This is a genomic window from Oceanobacillus sp. Castelsardo, assembly GCF_001659985.1.
Lineage (GTDB): Bacteria > Bacillota > Bacilli > Bacillales > Amphibacillaceae > Oceanobacillus.
The window spans coordinates 50,662-75,548 of sequence record NZ_LYCS01000013.1 but is presented as its reverse complement, the minus strand read 5'-3'; the positions used below and the strand labels follow the sequence as shown (position 1 = coordinate 75,548).

Here is a 24,887-nt window from a genome sequence, read left to right as displayed (position 1 = left end):
ACCAAAATAGGTAATGAAGGAGCAATCTAACTTGCACTATTTTAAGTTTCTTTTTTATGAATTAATATTATTTGGCTTGATTATAATAGCGAATTATTTTTATGATAGTAACCTTAATCCACCATTTACAAAAGTTGATGTAATGGCAAGCATCGTATTTCTACCTATTCTTGGCTATTTATTATTTATGCTAATTAAGTTATTTAAACGGTTTGATAACATTTTATTAAAAAATAAGATAATCCTATCTATCCCTACTTTTATTTTATCGGCATTAGTTATTGGAATTATATTTTCATGTTTTGATATACAGTGATTTTCTAAGCATGCTCTTCTATTCTGTGTGCATTTATGATGTAATATAGTAGTAACTAACCGTAAAATAGGTAGAAAAACAAGGTATCGACTTTGAAAAATTTAAAAAAGTGTTAGGGGAAATGTAAGAGAACGACTCATAATTTTAGGAGGGAACAACATGGAAGTTTTTGCTGAGTTTTTAGTGGCGATTGATGATCCTTTACATCGAGAAAGAACGGAAGAAGTGTTAACTTGGATAAAAAATAAATACCCAAATTTAAAAACAGAAATTAAATGGAATCAGCCAATGTTTACGGACCACGGTACATTTATTATTGGCTTTAGTGTATCTAAAAAGCATTTAGCTGTCGCCCCTGAAAGTGTAACGATAGCTCATGTAGAAGATGATATTGTGAAGGCTGGGTATGACTATACAAAGGAGTTGATTCGTATCCCTTGGAATAGCCCAGTTGAATACTCACTGCTTGAGAAAATGATTGAGTTTAATATTTGGGACAAGGCAAACTGCCCTACTTTTTGGCGGAAATAGAAAAATAAGATAGCCTGGCATGTAGGGCTTAAGAGGCTTAAAGGAGTTGGTAAACGTGAATGATTTTTTTCTCTTAACCCTACTTTACTATGTCACTATCACTAGCATTGCATAAATGAAGGCGATCTCATAATGATCGTCTTTTCTTTTTCAAAATCCCATAATATCATTGGAATACTATGTTAGTATTTAAATGTCGAGTTTACGTTTACCTTAAATAAAGGAGGGCATGGTTTGAATAAATATCTAAAGATCATACTAGGTGTTTTGGGTGTCATCTTGTTAGGATTTGGACTACTTGTTGTTGCCTTTCTATTCGAAATGAAGCCCGATAAAGATGAAGAAGAAAAGATAAAGCTTCAGGCAGAACAGTATTTAGAAGATAAATTTAATGATAATTTTGAGATATATGATACTTTATATGATAATATGGGGAACTTTGAATTTGAATATGCCGCTAAGGTCAGGGATAAGAATACGAGTATACAATTTTTAGTTTATTATGATGATAAAACAAAGCAAATGGTTGATACATATGTTACCGAAAAATGGGAGGATGATTTAGAAGCTGAAATACGTCCTTTTGTAAAAGAGAATTTTGGTGGTAAAACCGATTTCTTTGTATTCTTTATCAATGAAAAAATTGGACAGGAATTGGATATTGATCCTATTAATCCAGGAAGTTATAAAGACTTTGATGTTACTCCTACAATCCGTATTTCTGTTCCCCGAAAAAGGAGTGTCGGGGACGAAAAACTACTTGATGAATTCATATCTTTCTTAAAAAGCGAAGATAAATTGCAACATGGTTCGGTTATTATCGAATATATCACTGAGAATGGCGAAATTTTAGATGATGAGTGGGGTAAAGAATTATAAATAGTTAAATCAGAATTAATATTATTCATTGGCATTCTTTCCGTCACAATTGCATACTTTATCACAAAAAAATGTAAGCAAACACTAATAACTGTGGTAGATAATTATTTCACCATTTGATGCGATTATTCGATAAGGATAATCACTTTTTGTGCTAAAATTAGAATAAGACTAGTAAAATATAACGAAGAGAAGAAATTTGTGGATAAGGGAAAATCTAAAGTTTTTTTACCTAAAAATTCCGTTCAAATAAACATCTAATTATGCTATCTTATATGGTAGAAGGAAATTGCCTTTGAATGTAAATTCATAGATTAAATTAAAGGCGGGGTAACAATAAAACAGGAATATCCCAATTGCTTGCGGAGCATAAAAGGATAGTATAAACATGTATGTATTGCGAAATTTGTTGATATATGTTTCTATTTGTTGACATTTATAAATCTAGCAAAGGGAGGTTATTTAAATGCTTGGACGTAGAAGGTTAAACACCAAAGGGAAAATAGCAATTTCCATTCTATTAACCATTATGATTCTACTATTAACCGGCTTGGTTAGTAATGATAAAATGAAAGCAGCAAAAGAAAATGACTCTAATATTGAGAATTCACTAGAAATGTTATCATTTTCTGCTGAGCCTGTATTAGCTTTTTCTGATTCTACATTAAGTCAATCTATAATTGATAGGGAAAATGAAAAAAGAGAAGTCGCTCGAAAAAAAGAGGTCGCCAAACAAAATGAGATAGATCAACAGGAAAATGCTATCTATCTAACATTTGATGATGGACCATCAAGTGTTTCAGACCAATTACTCGATGTCTTAGGCGATTTTCAGATGAAAGCAACCTTTTTCATGGTGGGTCCTAGAATAAGAGAATATCCTAAAATAGTGAAACGGATGCAAAAGCAAGGATTTGGACTTGGTCTACATAGTATCACTCATGATGTAGGTAAGATTTATAGTAGTCAATCTTCTCCGTCAGAAGAAATGATAGAGAATCGAAAAATATTGGAAAATATAACAGGGGTACGTTCTGACGTTATCCGTTTACCTTATGGAAGTATTCCGTATTTAACAGAAGCAATGCGTTATCTATTAGACCAAAATGGTTTTAATGTTTGGGATTGGAATGTAGATAGTCTTGACTGGGATTTTAAAGATGCGCGATATGTTCAACATACAATCCAAGAAATAGAAAGAATGAAACAAGCAGGAGAAACCCCAGTGGTCCTCCTTCATGATAAACATGAGACAATAAAACATTTACCCAAATTATTATCCTATATTAAAAAACAAGGTTACCAAACGAAAATATTAACTAACGATATGGCACCATTAACATTTTCGTGTAAAGGACGTTGTTATTCCATAAACTAATTCTAATTCCGGTTAAGCTGCAGGAGGTAACATCGTTGAATAGATTAATAGTATTTGTGATTTTTGTATGTTTCGTATCTTTTCTAACTGGTTGTTCATCCGACGAAAAACAGGCTACTAACATACACAAAATAATGGAGAAATCCGCTGAGTTTGAAAAAGATTTCGCAGCTAATCAAAGAGATCTATATGAAACTAGAAAAAATGCACAGTTAGTATACAATGATTTGATTAGTCTCGACATCAATGACAAGGACACCATTGCTCAAAAGATAGAAGAAGGCAACACATACATGATGAAACAACAAGGGTTATTAGAGAAAGCGGAAGAAAGTTTCCAAAAGGCTTATAAAGAATCAATAACCATTCAGGAAAATATCAAAAAGATCAAAGATGAGGAACAAAAAAACAAGCATCAAAACTAACCACAATCATGAACGAGCGAAAGAAATTGATAGAAGCCTTTTTTAAGGATTACCATGAAAATTTGGAAATACAGAATACACTATATGAATCTATTGGAGATGGAAATTTTAATTTTACAATCCTTGATGAGCAGATTGATAATATAAATGAACACAGTCAAGAAATGGAAGAAATGATACAACAATTTAATCAATATACCAAACAGTTTATTGAAGCGAAAAACGACTATTATCAAATGAATTAGCTAAGTTGTGATAAAAGAAGGTCAGGGAAGACAGGCGATTGGGGAAGAAAGTGTAAATGCATAAAATATATACAATCGTTTAATTATACCTGCATGTGTAGAGATAAGTGGTAGAAGAAGCTAGGATCTAAAAAATAAAGGATTAAAAATGTAATAGGTAACTATACAAAAAGTAGCGAATTCGCTACTTTTTTTGTATAGAAAAAATAATAGTTTTATCGTTTAACAGGAAACTAACCTTCAACCTCTAAAATCAATTCCCACTAAGGCGTTTGGATGACCGCTTTTTGTTGAACGTTTTCTGTTAAGTGATGAATCAGTTTACCTACCCTATGCCCTTTTATTTTTTTAACCCAATGAGGATCAACAACGATAGTGCGGCAAAGTCTGTTTTCCCTTAATTGAAGGGTTCTTAAATTAATAATGGAACTATGTTAACTTTTATTCTTAAAATAATGTCAAATGACAGTGGATTCAATGCAGCTGCTAGCTTGGACTATAGATTAAAGGCTTTTGTGTACTAATATAGCTGTTATTTCACATATTGTTCAAAAATTACAGACTATTTTGCTTTTAATTGGTGTATACTTGTTAGTGAGTGAACAAACTGTAATGGATAAGAATAAAATAGTATACAGACTATCTATATTAGTTTGTTTTATTTATCCTGTAAAGGAGGGAAAATATTATGTCAAGATTAATGTCTTCCTACGATGAATTAGTAGATAAATATAAAATGGAATTGTTAAACAATGAACAATTAATGGATCAATTTGAGGAACGTTTTGAAGAACGTCTTGCTGCGAAAAGTAAGGAAATAGAAAAAGAATAACATACAAAAAACAAACACGTTGGTTTCATTAGAAATCCAACGTGTTTGTTTTTTTGTAGTCCATACGTCGCTGAACGAGCACTTGTGCTTTTGTTCTTGGTTCTTCATAGACCTAATGAGTGCCGGAGTGAGGAAAGAATCACTTTGTTCAAGCACTCATCGCCTTAATGAGTGCCGGAGTGAGGAAAGAATCACTTTGTTCCGTCACTCATTGCCTTAATGAGTGCCGGAGTGAGGAAAGAATCACTTTGTTCCGTCACTCATTACCTTGATGAGTGTCGGAGTGAGGAAAAAATCACTTTGTTCCGTCACTCATTGCCTTGATGAGTGTCGGAGTGAGGAAAGAATCACTTTGTTCCGTCACTCATTGCCTTGATGAGTGCCGGAATGAGGAAAAAATTACTTTATTCCGTCACTCATCTCCTTAATAAGTGATTGAAAGAAAGTTGTACTTAATGAGTTAGTAAGACAGTTTAAATTATGATGCAGTGTCTATGTATGTTAGAAATGTTGGATGATTGCTAAAATACCTTACTAGTAAAAATAACATGCCCTTAATTTTGTGAATGATGTTTCACAAAGTTAGGGGTTTTTTTATGAATATAGTAGAATTGAACTTATAATCAATTGTGAAAATAATGAAACTTCTACGTGACTCTTTCGTAAGAATTAATATTTAAATCGATTCGTCAACTTGAAATATACGTATCACTAAAATTGGAGGTCTTATGGAAAAGCTTATTGAACTTAAAAATATAAGTAAAGTGTATACAGATAAAAAAAATGTATTGCGTAATATTTCGCTTACCATTAATAAAAAACAAGTCATTGCAATTCTCGGTGGAAATGGGACAGGAAAAAGCACGTTATTACGAATCATAGCAGGTGTGGAACGACCGACTTCGGGAAAAATCAATTATCCTAACAAAACCATTAAAATAGGATATGTACCAGAAAGATTTCCGAAAAACATTCGATTTTCCCCAAGTGAATATTTTCTTTACATGGGGAAGATGAGTGGAGCATCAAAGGATGGTCTAACGAAACGAATAGACAATTTATTACACCGTTTTCAATTAGAAGGTCTGAAAAACCAACGAATTATGGAACTATCAAAAGGTAATATTCAAAAAGTCGGACTTATCCAATCTATTCTACTGAAGCCAAATCTATTAATTTTGGATGAACCTTTATCTGGTCTTGATTTCGAAGCTCAGGGAGAGTTAGTAAAAATTATAGGGGAATTAAAACAGCAAGGAACTACGATTTTGATAACGTATCATGAATCGAATATTTTAGAATCAACAGTCGACAACACTTTTTTAATACATAATGGAAATATTTCTGAAACGGAAACCACTGTAAAACAATCTATTAAATTATTGATAATTAGAAATGTAGAGAAATCCGTAGTTAAAGATTGGGGTGGGATACATAAAGTAGTGGAAAAGGATCAACAATTATATCTTTATGTTTCCGCAAAAGAGAGTGATGTTATTTTATCAAGAGTTCTCCAATTAAAAGGAAGTGTTGAGGCTGTTTCAACAGTAACATTAGATGAGATGGAGAGAACGATATGAAGGCATTAATAAAATATAGTTTACATGATTATCTCCGTTCCCATAAGTATTTTCCGCCGATATCAACATTTATGATTTTAATTTTTGTTTATTATTCTTATACCCCAAATCCGATTATTGATAGTTATGCAGTAACAGCATTGATTGTATATGTTATATCTGCCTGGTTATGTGTGAGTGTTTTGTCCCTTGATTCACATGTTCAAAGGCAAATGATGATTCTTCATATAGGTGGAGAAAATCGATATTATCTTTCAAAGTTAATTTCTGTTTGGTTAATTACATTGATATTAACTCTGTATGCATTCATCTATCCAATTACTTTTGGGATGTTTAATGAATCAGTAAGTTTAAAAATAGGCCTGGTATCCATTGTAAACCATATTTTTCTATCGATATTAGGGATTAGTATCGCAAGTTTATTTAGTAAAGTAATAACGGAAAATGCTGTTAATTCATATGGGGGACTAGCTCTTATTATCACCATTTCATTAGCAACATTAGGGATTTATGATGTCTTACCAACCTATCTTAAAAATATCATTTGGATAATTCCTCCAGCGGTCGGTACACAACCTGTACTATTTAATTGGAATGGTGAAAATTTCTTGGATCTTTTGCTATTTCCATTTATATGGATGATCGTTTACTCAACGATTTTATTGTATTTGTTCTTAAGGCTAGCAAAAAAAAGCCAAAAATAGATACGTTTGTGTAACGATTGGAACCTTTGATATAAAGTGTGCTATGGCGGTGGAATACAAAAAAGGAGGGATAAATTTGGAACGTTCCTTAGAAATTGGGATTGATACATCTTTTGCTTTGAACCTTTTAATTTATATACAAAATATTTATCTAAATCAACATGAAAAGGGGGAAAAGTTAAGGTTTCCTTATTTATCAACAAAAGTAGTATTTCGAGATGACTTTGAAATCAAGTATAAAGAACTTTGGAAGGAAATATCTCAACGAATAGCTGAAGACAATAAAAAAGGTGCCATACCCTTTTATGGAGATAAGGAGTTATATTATGAGAAGCTGTTTGTCATTGATGGAGATAGTTCCAAGGAGTTTAATGAAATTTATCAAACCTTCAAAGTATGGTGGGGTAGTTTCGTGGGACATTTTACAATAGAAAAATCTACTGATGAAATGGCTCAACAATTATATACAGAATTGGCCAACTTGCTCGTTCAAAAAGGAATAAAGCCAAAAAGGCGATGGAATATTAGTTTGCTTTATGATGAATGTTTATTAGCTGAGACTCAGGTTTTTTCCTATTTTGCTGTTGTTCCGACTAGGGATTTCTTTATAAAATACAAAGAGTTAGTTTCTAAATTAGAAGCATGTATGGATTTGAGGGGAAAATGATGGATAGAAGAATAACAGAATTAGTTAATCTAACGAAGGTAAAATTTGGTCTAGATAACTATTATTTAGAGAGACATGGTTTGAGTAGAAATGTAAATATATTTAACGAGACGATTTATACGTTATCTATGGAATGGTTTCCGAACGCTGTAACTGTACCTGAAGATGATGATAGCAATCCTGAAGGTGCAGCAGTAATTGATATAAATGTAAATACTCGGAAATTTGAAAGTGTAATTTTCACCATGGGTAAGACGTATGCAACGAATGGGGTTACGTTTGCAACTTCAGATAGAAATGACATCATAAAATGGATTGAACAGGAAACCGGACTAACGTATGGCAAACAATTTCAATTATATAAAGAAGAGGAAGAGAGACTACTTTTCAATGAATGTATGGATGGAACTGCAGTATCGCCTTCAGGGTCAATTGAGATTAAATTAGATAAAGAAGATAGGCTAACCTTGTTCTCAGTATTTGGTCAATTTCCCTCTAAAGAAATTGTAAAAGATGAAGAATACACACTTTCTATTGAAAATGTAGAACATCTGGCAAAGGAACAACTGAAATTGGTAGAATTCCCTTCATTTGATAAGGAAAAGTTATTTCCTGTTTATGCGGTAGAAGAGGTCTATGTTACGAATGAGAATAAGTCTATAATTCCCTTTGAATTTATAGTGGATGTAAGGTCATATCTAAAAATAGATGAAGTTATTTCTTGGGATGAACCAATTAATACACCATTCAAACGGAAAGAGATTAAATGCCTTGAAGAAGTTACGGTAGATCAAGCTTTTACCTCTGAGCCGTCTCCTGATTCTTTTCCAATTACAAAGGAAGAAAAAGAGAAATCCCAATTGACGGTTCAGGAAATGTTAAGAAAAGAATATCCAGAAGATACAGGACAATGGATACTTAAAACACTTCATCGTGAAAAGGGATATATCCATGCCATATTAAGAATGAGTAAACAAGATAGTCATGTGTTTCAAAGAAAACTCGTCATTATGATTGATCCAAAAACACTTCAAGCAGTGAATTATATGGATAACAAACCGATGCTGGAGATCTTCGACGAGTTTATGCCAGCGGAAGAGGTGACGATAACTAGGGAAGCAGCGTATGAGAAAATTAAGGATAGGTTTGAAATGGAACCCTATTATGTTTATGACTTTGAAAGCAAGCAGTATGTTCTTTGCGGGAAAATTGATTGTGAATATGGAGTAAATGGATCAAACGAAGAAATTGTTGCATTAGATGATTTGTAGTTTGAAAAAAAACGTATCAATAGAAGGGTTACTAAGTATATTCAAAATGGAAGAATTTACATAGGTCTGATTGACTTAAAAAAATAAAGCGTGCTTCGTGTTAAAATTAATGTTACAGTTGGAGAGACTATTTTATAAGAGAGTAGGTGAACAACATGATAGAAGTAAAATCCTCCCCAATAAGTGACGGAGAATTCAACAGAGGGGTATTCGCCACATGTGATATAGAGAAAGGTAAGCTTTTACATGAAGCACCTGTCATTGCTTATCCAAATGATCAACACGAGCATATTGAGAAAACGTTACTAGCTGATTACGCTTTTGAGTATGGAATCAATCATACCGCTTTCCTTCTTGGTTATGGAATGTTGTTTAACCATTCTTATGAACCGAATGCGGTTTATGAAATTAATTTTGACAATCACACATTTGAATTTTATGCTTTCACAGATATAAAAGCGGGAGATGAGATTCTAATCAATTATAATGGTGATGTTGATATCAAGGATCCACTTTGGTTTAATCAGGACTAAAAAGGATAATATAAGGGGCAACTAACCTAGTGGAGTTGCCTTTTATAATAAAGTATTTTTACCATATTATCTATGGATTTAGCATACTAAAACGCTTGGATAAGAATTTCTTTTCAAGCGTTATTTTATTTATTTAAATCCTGCCCCTCATCGTGTAAATGAGTGCCCATTTCTTTTTATCCTGAGTAGTAGCCGAGCGGGGATATCAGTAAACCCTGGTATTGTATCAGCGTTGGAGCGTAGGATATCAGTAAACGCTGGTGCTATATCAGTAGTAGGGAACAGGATATCAGCAAACCCTGGTGCTATATCAGTAGTAGGGAGCAGGATATCAGTAAACCCTGGTATTATATCAGCGTTGGAGCGTAGGATATCAGTAAACGCTGGTACTATATCAGTAGTAGGGAGCAGGATATCAGTAAACCCTGGTATTATATCAGCATTGAAGCGTAGCCATTAATAAACGCTAATACTATTTATCAGCAAACTCTGGTTCTTTAATAATCATGCACGATTGGCTAAAAAAATAAGACTGATCATATGGATTCAGCCTTATTCTTTATCTCTTGCTAATTTATTTCTATTTTTAGTTCCAGGAGGTTGTTCTAACCAGTTGTTTGTAATCATAATATCGGCTCCGCTTTTGGCAAGTCGGGACACCTCTAGTGATAAACGTTCATAGTTTATCGCTAAGTCACTTCGTTTGCTTGCAGCTGCAGCAGTAGCGTAGTTTCCTATTCCAGCAGACATAATAAGAGACATCTGAAACATTGTTAATTTATCTGAGAATGTTTGTGTTGTCGAGTTACTAATTCCAACATCAGGTACTTGTGGTGCTTCAATATCGTCCTTTAACAATGTATCCGTAAAAATCTGAATGTGCTTTTTCGAAATATCTCTTCCTCGAATCATAAAATCCTGAACATCTTTTATTGGCGAAGTTTGAGCAAAAGAAAGGCATAATTTGATACCAACGGAGTTAGTTGCTACATTTTGGTACAAATGTGAAATTTCAACGGCATTTAAAGGTCTTTTCTCGCTAAAAGGGTTTAACCCACTGTAATACTTCTTACTATCGACATAGTCGGTTTCTTTTGGAACTTCAATGTACGGATGTCTAGCATTTATTCCTTTAATGAGGCCAATATCACTTGATTGGTCAAATAGTTTAGTGATTTCAGATAACCCCTTAATAAAGTAACTACGTACATCCTTTCTAGAACTCATGGAGATAAAACCACTATAAGCTAACATCCCTACCTTTGCCATGTGGTTTACGTAGGTTAAACAAAATAAATCAGTGTAGAGATAGGGAGCTTCCATGTTAACGTCTTTTTCTTCAGTAAAACCATTTGGAATTGCATATTCTTCTTTATTGAAAAGTGTAATTAACTTTTCTAAACGACTTGATGATATATCATAAGCATATTGAACAACGGGTTTGATATCCGAGTCTTCTATATGCCTCAGCATAAATCCTAAGACACATTTAACCATGCTATCATTCATATACCCAGTCCAAAGTGAAGCAATTTCGGCAGAGGTTAGGTTTATATTTTTGTCCTCGTTCATCTTAATCCTCCTAATTAGCATTGGGATGTGTTTATTATTTACTATAAGGAAAAATTTATGAGTAGATTTTGAGATATTTATTCATGAAATCATAATCCGTTTTATGGAATGATGATAGACATGTATTAATGTGTATTAATGTCACTATATCACTATATCAGTAGGTATTTTTACTTTTCATTTATCCCTCAAAGTTATTATGCATATACTTCAATTTATACAATTCATTATTATTGTGGAGTGAAATAAACTCATATAAAATTGGGGTTATAGTAATATTGTCCTAATTTCCTGCTATATTTAATTTAAAAGAATACTGGGGGTTATCATTTATGGATAGCATTCTCTTACGAAACAATGTCAAAATTATTGGTGAAGGTAACCGACCAATCTTATTTGCTCCAGGTTTTGGATGTGACCAGAATATGTGGAGATTTGTGGCACCAGAATTTGAGAGTGATTATCAGGTCATTCTGTTTGATTATGTAGGGTCTGGAAAATCTGATTATGATGCATATAGTTCTAGTAAATATAGTGAATTAGGTGGATATGCACAGGATATTCTTGATATTTGCTTGGCATTAGACTTAAAAGAGGTGACGTTTATTGGTCATTCAGTAGGGTCTATGATAGGGATACTAGCCTCTATTCAAAAGCCTAATCTTTTTAAGGAGCTTATTTTAATAGGGCCTTCTCCATGTTACTTAAATGATCCACCTCAATATTTAGGTGGATTTGAAAAAGAAGAGCTAGATGAACTAATAAATATGATGGATTTGAATTATATTGGTTGGGCTAACTATCTTTCAAAGGTAATCATGAAAAATCCTGAACGACCTGAACTTTCAGGCGAGCTTGAACAAAGTTTCTGTTCTACGGATCCCCACGTTGCACGTGAATTTGCAATTGCAACATTTTTTTCTGACTATAGGAATTGTTTACCAGAAGTATCAGTACCTTCTTTAATTTTACAATGCTCGGATGATACTATTGCGCCACTTGAAGTAGGGAAGTACATGTTTCAACATTTACGGAACAGTGAATTTTATCAAATGAAGGCTACTGGACACTGTCCGCATATGAGTCATCCTGAAGAAACTGTACAACTAATAAGAAAATATTTGACAGTGAATCAAGATTAAGGAGTAGATTATTCTTATGGATGAACAGTTGGATTTTGCCCCTTGTGGTTATTTGTCCCTCACAGATGATGGAACTATTCATTGTATTAATCAAACATTGTTAGTTTTACTAGGAATAAAAAAATCTGAAATCATGGGAAAGCATATTAATGTCATTTTAACCAAATCAAGTCAATCATTCTACCAACTCTATTTTTTCCCTATGATTAAAGCACAGGAAAAAGTGGATGAAATGTTCCTTACATTAAAATCAAAAAATGGTGATAATATACCTGTTTTTCTTAATGCGGCACGTAACAAACGAAATGAAACTTTTGTAAATGATTGCATCTTTTTTCCCATGAGGAGACGTTATGAATATGAGCAAGTCATTCTATCGGCAAAAAAGGCTGCTGAGGAAAGTACGCTGAGCAAAGAAAAAGCAATAGTTGAGCTTGAAAAAGTGCGCAAAGAGTTAGAATGTAAACAAAAGGAACTTCTCGAATTAAATGAAACGCTTCAGAAATTGACGGTTACGGATGAATTGACAGGTCTTCATAATCGGAGAAGTTACAATAAAGTATTATCTCAAAATTTATCCTTATTTCATAGAACTACGAATCCTTTTTCGCTACTGATGATTGACATAGATCATTTCAAACTAGTTAATGATACTTATGGTCATTTAACAGGAGACAAAATACTTAAAGAGTTATCTTACATTTTAAAGAATGAGTCAAGAGTGTGCGATTTTACCGCCCGTTATGGGGGGGAGGAGTTTGTATTAATACTTCCTCATACAGAGAAGGAAGGTTCTATTCAAATTGCAGAAAGTATACGCGAGAGTGTCGAAACTGCTATCTGGACAGTTCCATCCATAACGGTAAGTATAGGGATTGCAACAGCTATAAACGGAGATACAGAAACGACTGTTCAATCTAGGGCAGATGAAGCGTTATACATATCGAAAAATAAAGGACGTAATCAGTTAACCCATGCAGAGGAATTGAAAAAAGGTCTCTTTCGAAATTAAATCAATGTGTTTTTAACGCGCTTAACTGGCTGTAATAACCCACTTATAAATAGAGTTAATCAAATTTGTGGGGTAACAGCCAGTAAGCACGTTGAAATACATTCATTTATAAATAAAGTTGTTATTATCGACTATTTATTCTTTGCGGTAATCGGTCAATGCTTCCATTACTTCAACTTGTCTCCGTTTCGCTAAATTATTATTTGCACCATAAACGCTAGGTGATTGAGGTAAGCCCGCCAAATATGTTGCTTCATCATAATTCAGTTCAGCAGGTGACTTGCCAAAATAGTAAGTACTTGCTTTTTGTATTCCATAATTACCTTCTCCATAATAGATAATATTGACATACAGTTCTAAAATTTCATCTTTGCTATAGGTTTTTTCTAGGTCAAAGGCAACAAAGAGTTCTGCAACTTTGCGGATAAATTGTTGCTTATTACTAAAGTAAAGATTCTTAGCAACTTGTTGTGTTAATGTACTACCGCCTTCTTTGATTTCTTTCGCTTTTAAATTTACAAGGCTTGCACGAATAAGGGAAATAAAATCAAAGGCACCGTGTTCATAGAAACGATGATCCTCAACAGCGACAACCGCATCCGTAAAGTCATTAGAAATCTCTTCTAGTGGCACGAAGCTAACATTTTCTTTAACTGAATCGACCTTTTCCGAAATGGATATTTCCGAGATAGCTTCTTTGTAATGGGAGTAACCAGTATAAACAATAGATATTACGACAAGAATGACAAGGATAAATCCAATTTTGAGTAGTTTTTTAATAAATTTCATCATTAATTACCTCAATTTTCGACATATATTTGTAGTATAACCAATGTTCCCAAGCTTGATTAACGAATGAATTAATCCCAGAGTTAATTTCCTTACTTTACCAGCCAATGGGTGTAGTTGCTACAATTTTAATAAATATGTCATTTATTGATTTAAAAAGGAGTGAACTGAAGATGAGTCATATTAATTGGATGGAAGAAGTTCTAAAAAGAAAAGATGATTTTATTAAGGATTTACAAGGACTTTTACGAATCAAAAGTGTGTTAAATGAAAACGATAAAAACCCTGAAGCTCCTTTAGGAAAAGGGATTAAGGATGCGTTGGAATATATGCTGGATATGGGGAATAAAGATGGATTTATAACAAAAAATGTTGGTCATTTAGCGGGTCATCTTGAAATGGGGAAGGGAGATAAACTTCTTGGCATTTTAGGTCATGTTGATGTCGTACCAGAGGGAGATGGCTGGAGTGTTGATGCATATGGTGGAGTTATAAAGGATGGAAAGATTTATGCTAGAGGTTCTAGCGATGATAAAGGACCGACGATCGCAGCGTATTATGGAATGAAAATTGTAAAAGAATTAGGTCTCCCACTAGGTAAAAGAGTTCGTTTAATTATTGGAACGGATGAGGAAAGTGACTGGAGATGTGTGGAACATTATTTTGCAGAAGAAGAAATGCCAGACATGGGATTTGTACCGGATGCGGATTTCCCTATTATTTTTGCGGAAAAGGGAATTTCTGATTTCGATATTTTCCAAGATATCAGTTCTAGTACGTCTAGCGAGGAACTACAATTGTTATTATTTCAATCGGGCCGAAGATACAATATGGTACCAGATTTTGCAGAAGTTCATTTACAAGTGAGTTCCAAGTTAGAAAAAATTGATCAGAAGTACCGAAACTATCTTCGTGAGTGGAAGTTAGAAGGCGACATTTCTGTAAATAAGAATGAACTCATCTTAATGTTAGTTGGTAAAAGTGCCCATGGTGCTGAACCAAAAGATGGGAAAAATGCTGGTGTTTTTTTGGCTAATTTTTTACAAAGTCTAGAATTGGATGCACAGGGTCAGAAATTTGTAAAGACTATCTCTTCCTTCTTTAATAAGTCCCGTGGAGAGGTTTTTAACATTTCTTATCAGGACGAAGAGTCAGGAGAGCTAACCATCAATGTAGGAATCATGAATTATACAATCAAAAAAGGTGGTCGTATTGGATTAAACATGCGTTATCCTGTAACATTCGATATAGAAGAAGGAAAAGCGAAAATAGAAGAAACATTAAAGAAAAATGAACTAAAACTGCAGAATTTTACAGATTCCAAGCCAACTTATGTGAAGAAGGATGACCCACTTATTCAAACATTGCAAAAGGTATATGAGGAACAAACGGGTGAAAAGGCAGAACTACTTGCTATAGGTGGAGGAACATATTCACGTGCCTTGGATCATGGCGTTGCATTTGGTGCATTATTTCCGGGACGCGAAGATGTAATGCATCAAAAAGATGAATACGCCATTGTGGATGATTTATTAAAAGCAACGGCTATTTATGCGCAAGCTATTTATGAACTAGCAAAGGTATAAGAGGTTGTGACACGCGCTGTAAGAGGAATATTGGAAAGGAGAGAACAAAGTGAAATATGTAGATACATGGGATTTAGAAAGTATTTTTCCTGGTGGGACGAAATCTAAAGAATTGCAGAAAAAAATACAATCGGTCAAAGCTGATATTAAAGTCTATCAAAAGTTATTGAGTGAATGGGATTTTCAAACAGATCCATCCGTGACAACTCTTAAAAGTATTTTAAATAAACGTGAAACGATAGGTAAGGGCTTAGGTCAAGCCTCTACATTTGTACAAATGACGCATGATGCATATATGGATGATGAATATGCGAACGTAGTAATGGGACAAATGATGAATCTGTATAGTGAAATGCAAAAGTTATCCACTACCTTTACTAAAAAACTGGTAACCATTTCAGATAAGGAGTGGCAAAAGCTCTTAATGGATAAAGAGTTAAATGAAACATCCTTTACCTTAAATGAAATACGTGAGGAAGGAAAACGGCTTTTATCAGAAGAAGAGGAAAAGATAATTGCTGAATTAAATAAAGATGGTTTAGCAGCATGGAGTCGTCTATATGACACGGTTGTTTCTATTATGACAATTCCCTTTACAGACGAAGACGGAGAAACAACGGAGTTATCTATTGGACAAGCTATGAATCGAATGTATGCGGATCCTGATCCAAAGGTTAGAGAACAGATTTTCAAGGAATGGGAAGTTGCTTGGTCGAAGTATGCGCCAATTTTTGCGGATACGATAAATCATTTGGATGGTTATCGAATAACGTTACAAAAATTGCATGAGCGGAAGAATCATTTAGAAGAGCCATTAGAATATAATCGGATGTCTAAAGATACCCTAGACGCGATGTGGTCCGCTGTTGCTAACAATAAGCAACCGTTCATTGACTTTTTAAACCAAAAGGCAAATCTGTTTGGTATGGAAAAATTAGGATGGCAGGATGTGGATGCACCGGTTACATTAGGGGATGCGAAGCCAACTCGGTTCACGTATGATGAAGCATGTGATTTTGTTATTACTAACTTTGCCTCCTTTGGTCCAAAGCTTTCAAGTTTTGCAAAACATGCCCTCGAAAACCGTTGGGTAGAAGCGGAAGATAGACCAAATAAACGTCCTGGGGGTTATTGTACGAGTCTTCCGGAGTTTGAAGAATCACGGATTTTTATGACATTTTCAGGTTCCCCAGCGGATACGAGTACTCTTGCTCATGAATTAGGACATGCCTTCCACAGTCATGTGATGAAGGATCTACCTAGTTTAAACCGTCAATATGCAATGAATGTGGCAGAAACAGCTAGTACATTTGCAGAAACGATCATTGGGAATGCGACGATAAAGAACGCAAAAAATGAGGTAGAGAAGATTTCACTGTTAAACTCTAAGCTCGAGAATGCTACGGCAATGTTTTTGAATATCCATGCAAGGTTCCTATTTGAAAATGCCTTCTATGAGGAACGTTCAAAAGGAATTGTTTCTGAAAATAGATTAAATGAATTAATGATTCAAGCACAAAAAGAAGCATATGGTGGTAGTCTATCAAGTTATCATGCCCATTTTTGGTGTAGTAAACTGCATTTCTTTATTGATGATGTTCCGTTTTATAACTTTCCGTATACATTTGGTTATTTATTTAGCTTGGGAATTTACGCGAAGTACTTAGAACAACCAGAAGGATTTGAAGAAAAGTATATTGCCTTGCTGAGGGATACAGGTTCTATGAAGGTAGAGGAATTAGCAGAAAAGCATTTAGGTGTTGACCTAACCAAACAAGATTTCTGGGAAGCAGGAATTCAACTGGCAGCCAAAGACGTGAAGGAATTTATAAAATTGACAAATGAAGTAAAGAATAATTAGAAGAAGAAGGTGCTTCTCCTATTGGAGGGCACCTTAATTGTTATGATGAAGGACGTGCATCAACTTGTATCCAAAATTCCAAGAGTTTCTTCCTGCCATTAAAAATCTAAATCCTAATTGGAAACTTACAAAAGAAGATTTATTAATAGATGAGTTTTTAATCGAAAAAGAAGGGCGGTTGAGCATGTATTATGCCCCGCATAACGAATACATAAATAGTAGGGCAATCATTGTGATAGTTGGAATTACGCCCGGTTGGAACCAAATGAAAATGGCTTTTGAAAAATTATTACAAGGTTTGGAAAGTCACCATCCGACAGAACAAATGTTAAAGGAAGCTAAAAAGGCTGCTAGCTTTTCCGGATCGATGCGTGCAAATCTAGTTCAAATGTTAGATGAATGTGGGATTCACAAAGCTATACATGTTCAAAGCTCCTCTTCTTTATTTGAAGAACAAAGGGAATTATTGCATACAACTTCTACTATTAAATACCCTGTTTTTTATGAAGATAAAAATTATAATGGGTACCAGCCTAGTTTCAAGAAATCTCCTTTACTTGTTAGATATGCTTTTGATATATTTCCTAAAGAGCTATATCAGATAAAGGAATCAGCACTTATTATTCCATTAGGTAAAACGGTAGAGCATGTTTTTTATCAATTGCGTCAAGAAGGGGGACTTCCAAACCATTTTTACTTATTTGGTTTTCCACATCCATCTGGAGCAAACGGTCACAGGAAAAAACAATTCGACCAAAGGCGAGAATCATTTATATCCATAGTAAAAGCATGGGCGAAGCAATTTGAATGAAATTTGGGAAGCTACAATATACTTAGGGGGAATAAAAAGAGGGTATTTACAAAAGTAGAATAAACGTTTACTATGAAACTTGCATTTAAAGAATTAAAAATGTAGGTAAGGAGATTGAACAATGGAATTCATTGAATTACTAAAAGCCATCATACTAGGATTGGTGGAAGGATTAACAGAATTTGCCCCAGTATCCTCTACTGGTCATATGATATTAGTGGATGATATGTGGTTAAAGTCTACCGATTTTTTGGGGAAATATGCAGCTAATACATTTAAAATTGTGATCCAGCTCGGTTCCATTTTAGCCGTGGTAGTTGTGTTTAAAGATAGATTTATTGATTTACTTGGATTAAATCGAGTTTTCAATAAAAAAGGGCAGACTCACCGTGGCCCGCATCTAAAACTCACGCACATCATAGTTGGTTTATTACCAGCTGGGGTTTTTGGATTACTTTTTGAAGATTATATTGATGAGTATTTATTTACGACAAAAACAGTTTTAGTCGGTTTACTTATCGGTGCGATATTTATGATTGTAGCGGATTTATTTCGTTCTAAAAATCCAAAAGTCGTTTCCGTTGATCAAATTAGTTATAAGCAAGCTTTCTCAGTCGGGTTAATTCAATGTTTATCATTGTGGCCTGGTTTTTCCAGATCAGGTGCAACTATTTCAGGTGGGGTACTATTAGGGATGAATCACCGCACTGCTTCTGATTTCACCTTTATTATGGCTGTTCCGATAATGGCTGGAGCAAGTTTCTTGTCATTATTAAAAAACTGGGAATATTTCACAATGGATGCATTACCATTTTTCATCGTTGGATTTATAAGTGCATTCATATTTGCCTTAGTATCGATACGCTTTTTCTTAAAATTAATTAATAAAGTAAAATTAGTTCCATTTGCGATATATCGAATTGTTTTGGTAATTGTTATTTACTTTTTATATTTCTAATAAGAAGATCTTGATTTTCATCATATTTGACGAAATCAAGGTCTTTTTTTCTTATCCATTTGATATGGCTATTCCCTAAATGGTAAAGTATAAAGTATGCGGTTTCAATTAGAAAAAAGGGGTGAAAAAATGGAAAAGCAATCCATTACAACAGCTCAACAATTTGATGAGAAGAGATTCACCAAAATAAATATTATAAAAACGACTAGAAGTGTTGCTTTTATGTTAAACTTCCTACCAGGCCAACACATGAAGCCTCATAACCATCCAGACCGCGAATTATATTTGCATGTGGTCGAGGGGAACGGTACTTTTTCTATCAATGGCGAGGATCTTGAGGTGAAAACTGGTGATGTAGTTCTATGTGGTGCGGATGAGCAAATAGGTTTTATCAATACAAGTGAGGACCGGGTATCCATTTATGCTACAATGACTAAACTTAATAATGCGATAAAATGATGTGTATCTTAAGGTACACATTTTTTTAGCAGTGAGGAAAGTATAAAATCTTTCCCGTCTGGGGCTCCGATTACTCGCCCCACCGTATAGATCTGCATAAGTGCAACTAAGGCATCGCCAACAGGCTTGGCGAATGCCAAGTTTTCTAACTGCCTGTTTTTAGCTAAAAGTCGAATATAAATAAGGAGAGAAAGCAATGTCGTTGCTATATAAGGAATATGGTATTAAATCCGCTGACCTTATTGTTTTTATTCATGGTGGTGGAGTGAGTGGATGGATGTGGGATAAACAGGTTGAATACTTTAAAAATCAATATCATTGTATTGTTCCAGATTTACCTGGACACGGCTTAAATAGGAATATAAATATATTTTCCATTGAAGATAGTGCAATGGATTTAATTCGTATAATCGAAGAGAAGGCAACTGGGAAGAAAGTCATCTTAGTTGGCTTTTCTCTAGGATCGCAAGTTATCATTCAAATGTTAAGTATCAAATCAAATTTAGTAGACTTTGCCATTATAAATAGTGCCTTAGTTCGGCCAATGACTTATGCTAAACCTATTATGAAACCAACTATGAATCTATTCTTTCCACTCATCAAAAATAGAAGTTTTTCTAAATTACAAGCTAAAACTTTGTTTGTAAGTGAAGATTATTTTGATAAATACTACGAGGAAACTTGTCAAATGAAATTAGAGACGTTGGTTGGAGTTATGCGAGAAAACATGTCATTTACAATACCAAAGGAGTTTAGTCAAGCAAGTACAAAAATATTAGTAACAGTCGGCGAAAAGGAAAGAACGGTAATGAAAAAGTCTGTTGAAGACATTATCGCATCGAACCCTAACGTTGAGGGAATATTAATATCTCAGATAGGTCATGGCGTTCCTTTGGCAATGCCTGAGTTCTTTAATCAACTCATAGATAAATGGATTAAAGAAGGGAAGGTACTGGAAGAATGTAATGGATAAGTTAAACTCATTGTATTTGTACAGTACCCCTTCACCTCATCAATTTAGTTTACATACTATACAACCATCTAATATTTATTGGGAATTAGGTGGTTATTTATAATGGTAAATGAATGAAATGTCACTTAGTTGGTTCAACGTAATTTTCGTAATCTTTATACCATAATTCCCCGTCCCCATACAATAGTAAATAGGCCCAGTATGCGGGATTCTCATGCAATAATATGGTGTCCGCATTATACACCTCTTGTGCAATCCATGAATGATTGATTAAATAACGAGCTTCTTTTTCAGAACATTGTACGATGCGTGTTATTTGATTACGGATTTCTGATATGTATAATGCTATTGATTTATTTCGTTGTCTTCCAGGAATAGTCTCACGGTAGAGTCCAAGCGCAATTGGTCACAAGTCAACCGTGATAAGCTGAACAGCAAGGGCCTTAAGAAGAAACGCACTTTTATTTTCCAAGCTGTTCAAATTGAGGTGAGAAATAAATTTACATATCCACTGGTATCTTCTCAAGTTCCACCTGTTCTTTACGTTTTGGATTACCTTTCCAGGAAAGATAAGTACCTATTCTCAAGATTTTTTCAAAAGGCCCCAATCTCCATTTCTTTAAATAGTAATGACTTAGGATAACTTGTATTCCATAAATAAATATAGCTAAAATAATCCCGTATAAAACACCTAATTCTCGAAATAGACCCAATCCATATTCATAAAAGATAACAGTACAGATGATGCTTTGCAGTAAGTAATTAGACAAGGATAATTTTCCAACCTTTTCAAAGAAGGATAGGAATTGGATTTCTTGTTTTGTATAAAGTAATGAAAAACTAAAGATATAGCCAATGGATAAAAGTGTCGCTCCAGTAGTATATAGTGCAAATTCTACCGATAATCCTGGGAATAGATAGGGAACACTTTTCAGTACAAAGCCTATGGGTAAAAATATAAGGATAAATCGAGTATATAATTTTTTCTCCCTTTTCGGATTGGTAAACCAGTTGCTTTTAGCAGCATACATTCCAAATAAAAACATTGGGCAAGTTACAAGCGGTGCCATGAAGATGACTAAAGCATAGACGTAATCGGGATAACCAAATGGGTCTTCTCCGCTATTACGGAAATTGTATACCTCTTGATAATCGCCAACCGAATAGGCAGTGGTCTCCTTTTGAATATATGATGCTTGATGTTCTAATTCTTCCGCTGTTTCTTCTACTTCACCAATACTGAGTAAAGAAGTAATCACGAATAATAGTATCGCCCAAACAAGAATGGTTTTCTTTTTTCTATTCTGAAAGATGAGCATAAGCAGGCCCATGATACCATAGGAAAAAAGAATGTCACCTTCCCATACAAAGGTTGCGTGGAGTAGCCCGAATATGATAAGTAAAATAAATCTACGGACAAAATGTCTTTTTACCTTTTTTTCATTTCGCACCAATTTCCTTTGTAAAAAAATCATCGAATAGCCAAACATAAACATAAATATTGGCATAAAGCTACTTTCAACAAAAATCTTCGTCCAAATATATGCTACTTGATCAATAGCGGATAAGTTGAAGTTCTCCATCTTATCCTTTCCAAACATTCCGTATTGAAATATAAGCATGTTTGCTATTAGGATTCCTATTAAACTAAAACCTCTTAAACCATCAATTGTATTTACCCGTTTTTTCACTGTTAACATCCTTTCTTATCTGTTGATTTAAATATAGCAATGGATGTTTTCGGTTTTTTAACGGTAGCCTTAACAACATTTAAACATTTAATCGAAATGGGAATAACTTTTGGTAAAAAAATACAAATTTGTTCAACTAATCGTAATGTTGGAATGGTAGTATAAGATTTGAGGTGGAGATTGATGGAAACGGATACGAAAATTCTAATTGTTGATGATGAAAAAGCTATTGTTAAAATGTTAGAAATGATGTTAAAGAAAGAAGGATTTCAACATATTTACACGGCACATACAGGAAAAGATGCTTTGGGAATAATAAATAATAATGAGGTTGAAATTATTATTTTAGATGTCATGTTACCGGACGGAAGCGGATTTGACCTATGTCCTAGAATACGCCAGCTTACCAATGCATATATTCTATTTTTAACTGCAAGGGTTTCCGATTTAGATGTACTTACAGGATTTGCGACTGGTGGCGATGATTATGTAACGAAGCCATTTAATCCGTTGGAAGTTGCAGCGAGAATCAAAGCATATTTAAGAAGAAATAAAGTAACTGCATCTGTACCAAAACATGAATCTACAAATAGATTTGACTTTGGACGTTTTACACTTGATGAGAGTGCAGGTGAACTATTAGTGAATGGGGAGTTGGTTTCTTGTCCAACCCAAGTATATTTACTCCTGCTTTACTTTTGTAAAAATCCGAACAAGGTTTTGTCCAAATCTGCGCTGTTGGAGGCGGTGTGGGGATTTGATAGTTATGTAGATGATAATACAGTTTCCGTACATATTAGAAGAATAAGAGAACGTATAGAGGAAGATCCTAGTCATCCTAAATTTCTAATAACCATTAGGGGCTTAGGCTATAAACTAATTAAGGGATCATGATTATGAAAAAATTAAGATGGAGACTATTTCTACACTTTGCTGCACAATTTATTTCTGTTGCTGTGTTAATGGTTATTGTTATTTTAATAACTTTATTTACGGTAATTATTTTTGTTGCCAAAGATGAATCTAAACATAATTATTATGGAACTTTACTTGAAAACATTACAATGGAGACTGGAAATTCCATTGTAAACCTTACGATGAATGAGGGTTGGGATGAAGGTTTGGACGATGAAGGGGTATGGGTTCAAATTGTTGATCACAATGGGAAAGTGATAGAAGAAGGAAATGTCCCTGACTCTTTACCAAAACAATATAGTTCTCATGATTTATTAAAAATGAAGCAAACGGAACAATTAAATGGATATAGATTAGAACTTTACTTGGAAACATTTTATCAAGACAATTATTTGTTTGTTTTAGGCTATGAGGATCAAGCTAATCTTGTATTAAATCACATTGTTCAAAATTATAATGTAGATGGTGCGATTACAAAGGGTAATATCCCTTTAGTAGAGGAGAAATTGAAAGAAATTGATGGTACGTTGTTCATTTTTAATCATCATGATGAGATAAAGCAACAACTTGGCAACAACATAGATATAAATAAAAGCGAAGTACTTGATGTACTAGTTCGTGATACAGCACCGGATATTTATGATAGGAAAGTCATAACGCACTATGATCCAGATTCAGATGTGTTTTGGGCATTATACACTCCAAATAAAGAAAAGCAGGATATAAAATTAGATACTTATTTGAATGTTATTATTGCTTTTGCAATAACAGGTGTTATTGTGCTTCTTATTACAGTTGTGATATCCGTGTGGAACGGATTTCGTTATGGAAACCCGCTTTTTATATTTTCCAATTGGTTAAGCCGAATGGGGAATGAACATTATGCAGAGGTACTAACGGAAAGGGAAAGAAAGCAAATATATCGTAAAAACGGTAAGCTGAAATGGCGCTATCGGTTGTATAAGGAAGTTTTCGATGCCTTTTATGAAATGGCGAATAGATTAGATAAATCGCAAAAAGAGAGGGCGCGTTTGGAAAAGACCCGGGAAGAATGGATGGTAGGTATCTCACACGATTTACGTACACCTTTAACTACGATGGAGGGATACGGCCGATTGTTAGCAAGTGGGGAGTACGTTTGGACTGAAGATGAGCTGATGGATATCGGTAAGACTATTCATGAGAAAAGTGATTACATGGTGAATTTAATTGAAGATTTTAATTTAAGTTTTAAGCTGAAAAACGATACAGGTCAGATTGTTTATGAAAATATGGAAATCAATTTTCTGATGCAAAATATTTTGAGGAAATTTCATAGGGATATGACGTTAAGGAATTATTCCATCCTATATAGGCCAACGAAAGATGGACATTACTTACCTATAAACAAACGTTTGTTTGAAAGAATGGTAGATAATTTAATATATAATTCAATTCAACATAATCCAAATGGTACGGAAATTTATGTAAGTGTTAATTATGAGGGCGGAATAGTAGAGATAATTATTCAAGATAATGGACTAGGAATCGATGAAGAGACAAGGAAACATTTATTCGATCGTTACTATCGAGGGACCAATACCGATGAAAGAATAGAAGGCACCGGTCTTGGAATGAGCATTGCATTACAGATTGCGAAACTACACGATGGTGATATTTATGTGAAATCAAAGGAAAACGAAGGAACAAGAGTTATATTACGCTTCCAATCAAAGTTGGGAGGTCCAAAGAATTAGGAGCAACGCAATTGTTGCTCC

At 34.1% G+C, this 24,887-nt stretch carries 23 protein-coding genes and 1 pseudogene; 21 read left to right on the top strand and 3 right to left on the bottom strand.

Features of this window, described 5'->3' with window-relative positions; translation table 11 throughout:
- Nucleotides 1–31 precede the first annotated feature (31 nt).
- From A9178_RS16800 to A9178_RS16755, 11 genes and pseudogenes are all read left to right on the top strand, one after another.
- Entirely contained in the window at nt 32–316 is a 285-nt protein-coding gene (locus A9178_RS16800; protein WP_082918253.1) for a hypothetical protein, read from the top strand.
- Nucleotides 317–475: 159 nt separating this feature from the next.
- The gene (locus A9178_RS16795) at nt 476–847 is read left to right on the top strand and encodes an iron chaperone (RefSeq protein WP_068677350.1); all 372 of its coding nucleotides are present in this window, start codon (nt 476–478) and stop codon (nt 845–847) included.
- Nucleotides 848–1,081: 234 nt separating this feature from the next.
- A complete protein-coding gene (locus A9178_RS16790; protein WP_068677348.1) occupies nt 1,082–1,726 on the top strand; it encodes a hypothetical protein in 645 nt (214 codons plus the stop codon).
- A gap of 466 nt (nt 1,727–2,192) precedes the next feature.
- Entirely contained in the window at nt 2,193–3,104 is a 912-nt protein-coding gene (locus A9178_RS16785) for a polysaccharide deacetylase family protein (RefSeq protein ID WP_068677346.1), read from the top strand.
- Between the two features lie 134 nt (nt 3,105–3,238).
- A pseudogene (locus A9178_RS19725) lies at nt 3,239–3,774 on the top strand (YkyA family protein).
- Nucleotides 3,775–4,462: 688 nt separating this feature from the next.
- A complete protein-coding gene (locus A9178_RS19055; protein ID WP_156520794.1) occupies nt 4,463–4,606 on the top strand; it encodes an FbpB family small basic protein in 144 nt (47 codons plus the stop codon).
- A gap of 728 nt (nt 4,607–5,334) precedes the next feature.
- Nucleotides 5,335–6,186: an ABC transporter ATP-binding protein gene (locus A9178_RS16775; protein WP_068677344.1), complete on the top strand. Its 852-nt coding sequence runs from the start codon at nt 5,335–5,337 to the stop codon at nt 6,184–6,186.
- On the top strand, nt 6,183–6,890 hold the full coding sequence (locus A9178_RS16770) for a hypothetical protein (protein ID WP_068677342.1): 708 nt from the start codon (nt 6,183–6,185) through the stop codon (nt 6,888–6,890). Before A9178_RS16775 ends, A9178_RS16770 begins: the two co-directional genes overlap by 4 nt.
- Nucleotides 6,891–6,966: 76 nt before the next feature.
- On the top strand, nt 6,967–7,557 hold the full coding sequence (locus A9178_RS16765; RefSeq protein WP_082918250.1) for a hypothetical protein: 591 nt from the start codon (nt 6,967–6,969) through the stop codon (nt 7,555–7,557).
- Nucleotides 7,557–8,828 carry a hypothetical protein gene (locus tag A9178_RS16760; RefSeq protein ID WP_068677338.1) on the top strand — a complete coding sequence of 424 codons (1,272 nt, stop codon included), beginning with the start codon at nt 7,557–7,559 and terminating at the stop codon, nt 8,826–8,828. Before A9178_RS16765 ends, A9178_RS16760 begins: the two co-directional genes overlap by 1 nt.
- A 155-nt stretch (nt 8,829–8,983) precedes the next feature.
- On the top strand, nt 8,984–9,361 hold the full coding sequence (locus A9178_RS16755; RefSeq protein ID WP_068677336.1) for an SET domain-containing protein: 378 nt from the start codon (nt 8,984–8,986) through the stop codon (nt 9,359–9,361).
- A gap of 552 nt (nt 9,362–9,913) precedes the next feature.
- Here the strand turns inward: A9178_RS16755 and A9178_RS16750 are convergent.
- Nucleotides 9,914–10,933, bottom strand: coding sequence for a DUF3231 family protein (locus tag A9178_RS16750; protein WP_068677334.1), 1,020 nt, complete (start codon nt 10,931–10,933; stop codon nt 9,914–9,916).
- A gap of 332 nt (nt 10,934–11,265) precedes the next feature.
- On the opposite strand from A9178_RS16750, the gene A9178_RS16745 reads away from it, so the two are divergent.
- Nucleotides 11,266–12,075, top strand: coding sequence for an alpha/beta fold hydrolase (locus A9178_RS16745; protein WP_068677332.1), 810 nt, complete (start codon nt 11,266–11,268; stop codon nt 12,073–12,075).
- Nucleotides 12,076–12,091: 16 nt separating this feature from the next.
- Complete coding sequence (locus tag A9178_RS16740) at nt 12,092–13,087, top strand: sensor domain-containing diguanylate cyclase (RefSeq protein ID WP_068677330.1); 996 nt, start codon at nt 12,092–12,094, stop codon at nt 13,085–13,087.
- Nucleotides 13,088–13,222: 135 nt separating this feature from the next.
- On the opposite strand, the gene A9178_RS16735 is transcribed toward A9178_RS16740, so the two are convergent.
- Complete coding sequence (locus A9178_RS16735; RefSeq protein ID WP_068677381.1) at nt 13,223–13,876, bottom strand: biosynthetic peptidoglycan transglycosylase; 654 nt, start codon at nt 13,874–13,876, stop codon at nt 13,223–13,225.
- A gap of 173 nt (nt 13,877–14,049) precedes the next feature.
- Between A9178_RS16735 and pepV the strand changes: the two genes are divergently transcribed.
- The 6 genes from pepV to A9178_RS16705 all read left to right on the top strand — a co-directional run bounded on the left by pepV (nt 14,050) and on the right by A9178_RS16705 (nt 20,524).
- Nucleotides 14,050–15,462, top strand: coding sequence for a dipeptidase PepV (pepV, locus tag A9178_RS16730; protein WP_068677327.1), 1,413 nt, complete (start codon nt 14,050–14,052; stop codon nt 15,460–15,462).
- A gap of 49 nt (nt 15,463–15,511) precedes the next feature.
- Nucleotides 15,512–17,323, top strand: a complete 1,812-nt coding sequence (locus tag A9178_RS16725; protein WP_068677325.1) for a M3 family oligoendopeptidase — start codon at nt 15,512–15,514, stop codon at nt 17,321–17,323.
- A gap of 64 nt (nt 17,324–17,387) precedes the next feature.
- Nucleotides 17,388–18,134, top strand: a complete 747-nt coding sequence (locus A9178_RS16720) for a hypothetical protein (protein ID WP_068677324.1) — start codon at nt 17,388–17,390, stop codon at nt 18,132–18,134.
- Nucleotides 18,135–18,255: 121 nt separating this feature from the next.
- Nucleotides 18,256–19,092 (top strand): undecaprenyl-diphosphate phosphatase, encoded by an 837-nt coding sequence (locus A9178_RS16715; protein WP_068677321.1) that lies wholly within the window; start codon nt 18,256–18,258, stop codon nt 19,090–19,092.
- 129 nt (nt 19,093–19,221) lie between these two features.
- Entirely contained in the window at nt 19,222–19,551 is a 330-nt protein-coding gene (locus A9178_RS16710) for a cupin domain-containing protein (RefSeq protein ID WP_068677319.1), read from the top strand.
- A gap of 196 nt (nt 19,552–19,747) precedes the next feature.
- On the top strand, nt 19,748–20,524 hold the full coding sequence (locus tag A9178_RS16705; RefSeq protein WP_068677316.1) for an alpha/beta fold hydrolase: 777 nt from the start codon (nt 19,748–19,750) through the stop codon (nt 20,522–20,524).
- Nucleotides 20,525–21,024: 500 nt separating this feature from the next.
- Here A9178_RS16705 and A9178_RS16700 read toward each other — a convergent pair whose 3' ends face one another.
- Entirely contained in the window at nt 21,025–22,215 is a 1,191-nt protein-coding gene (locus tag A9178_RS16700) for a DUF418 domain-containing protein (RefSeq protein ID WP_369801993.1), read from the bottom strand.
- 183 nt (nt 22,216–22,398) lie between these two features.
- Here A9178_RS16700 and A9178_RS16695 point away from each other — a divergent pair, with 183 nt between their 5' ends.
- Both A9178_RS16695 and A9178_RS16690 read left to right on the top strand, forming a co-directional pair.
- Nucleotides 22,399–23,109 (top strand): response regulator transcription factor, encoded by a 711-nt coding sequence (locus A9178_RS16695; protein ID WP_068677312.1) that lies wholly within the window; start codon nt 22,399–22,401, stop codon nt 23,107–23,109.
- A 2-nt stretch (nt 23,110–23,111) separates the two neighbouring features.
- Nucleotides 23,112–24,866 (top strand): sensor histidine kinase, encoded by a 1,755-nt coding sequence (locus A9178_RS16690; RefSeq protein ID WP_068677310.1) that lies wholly within the window; start codon nt 23,112–23,114, stop codon nt 24,864–24,866.
- The last annotated feature ends 21 nt before the right edge of the window (nt 24,867–24,887 follow it).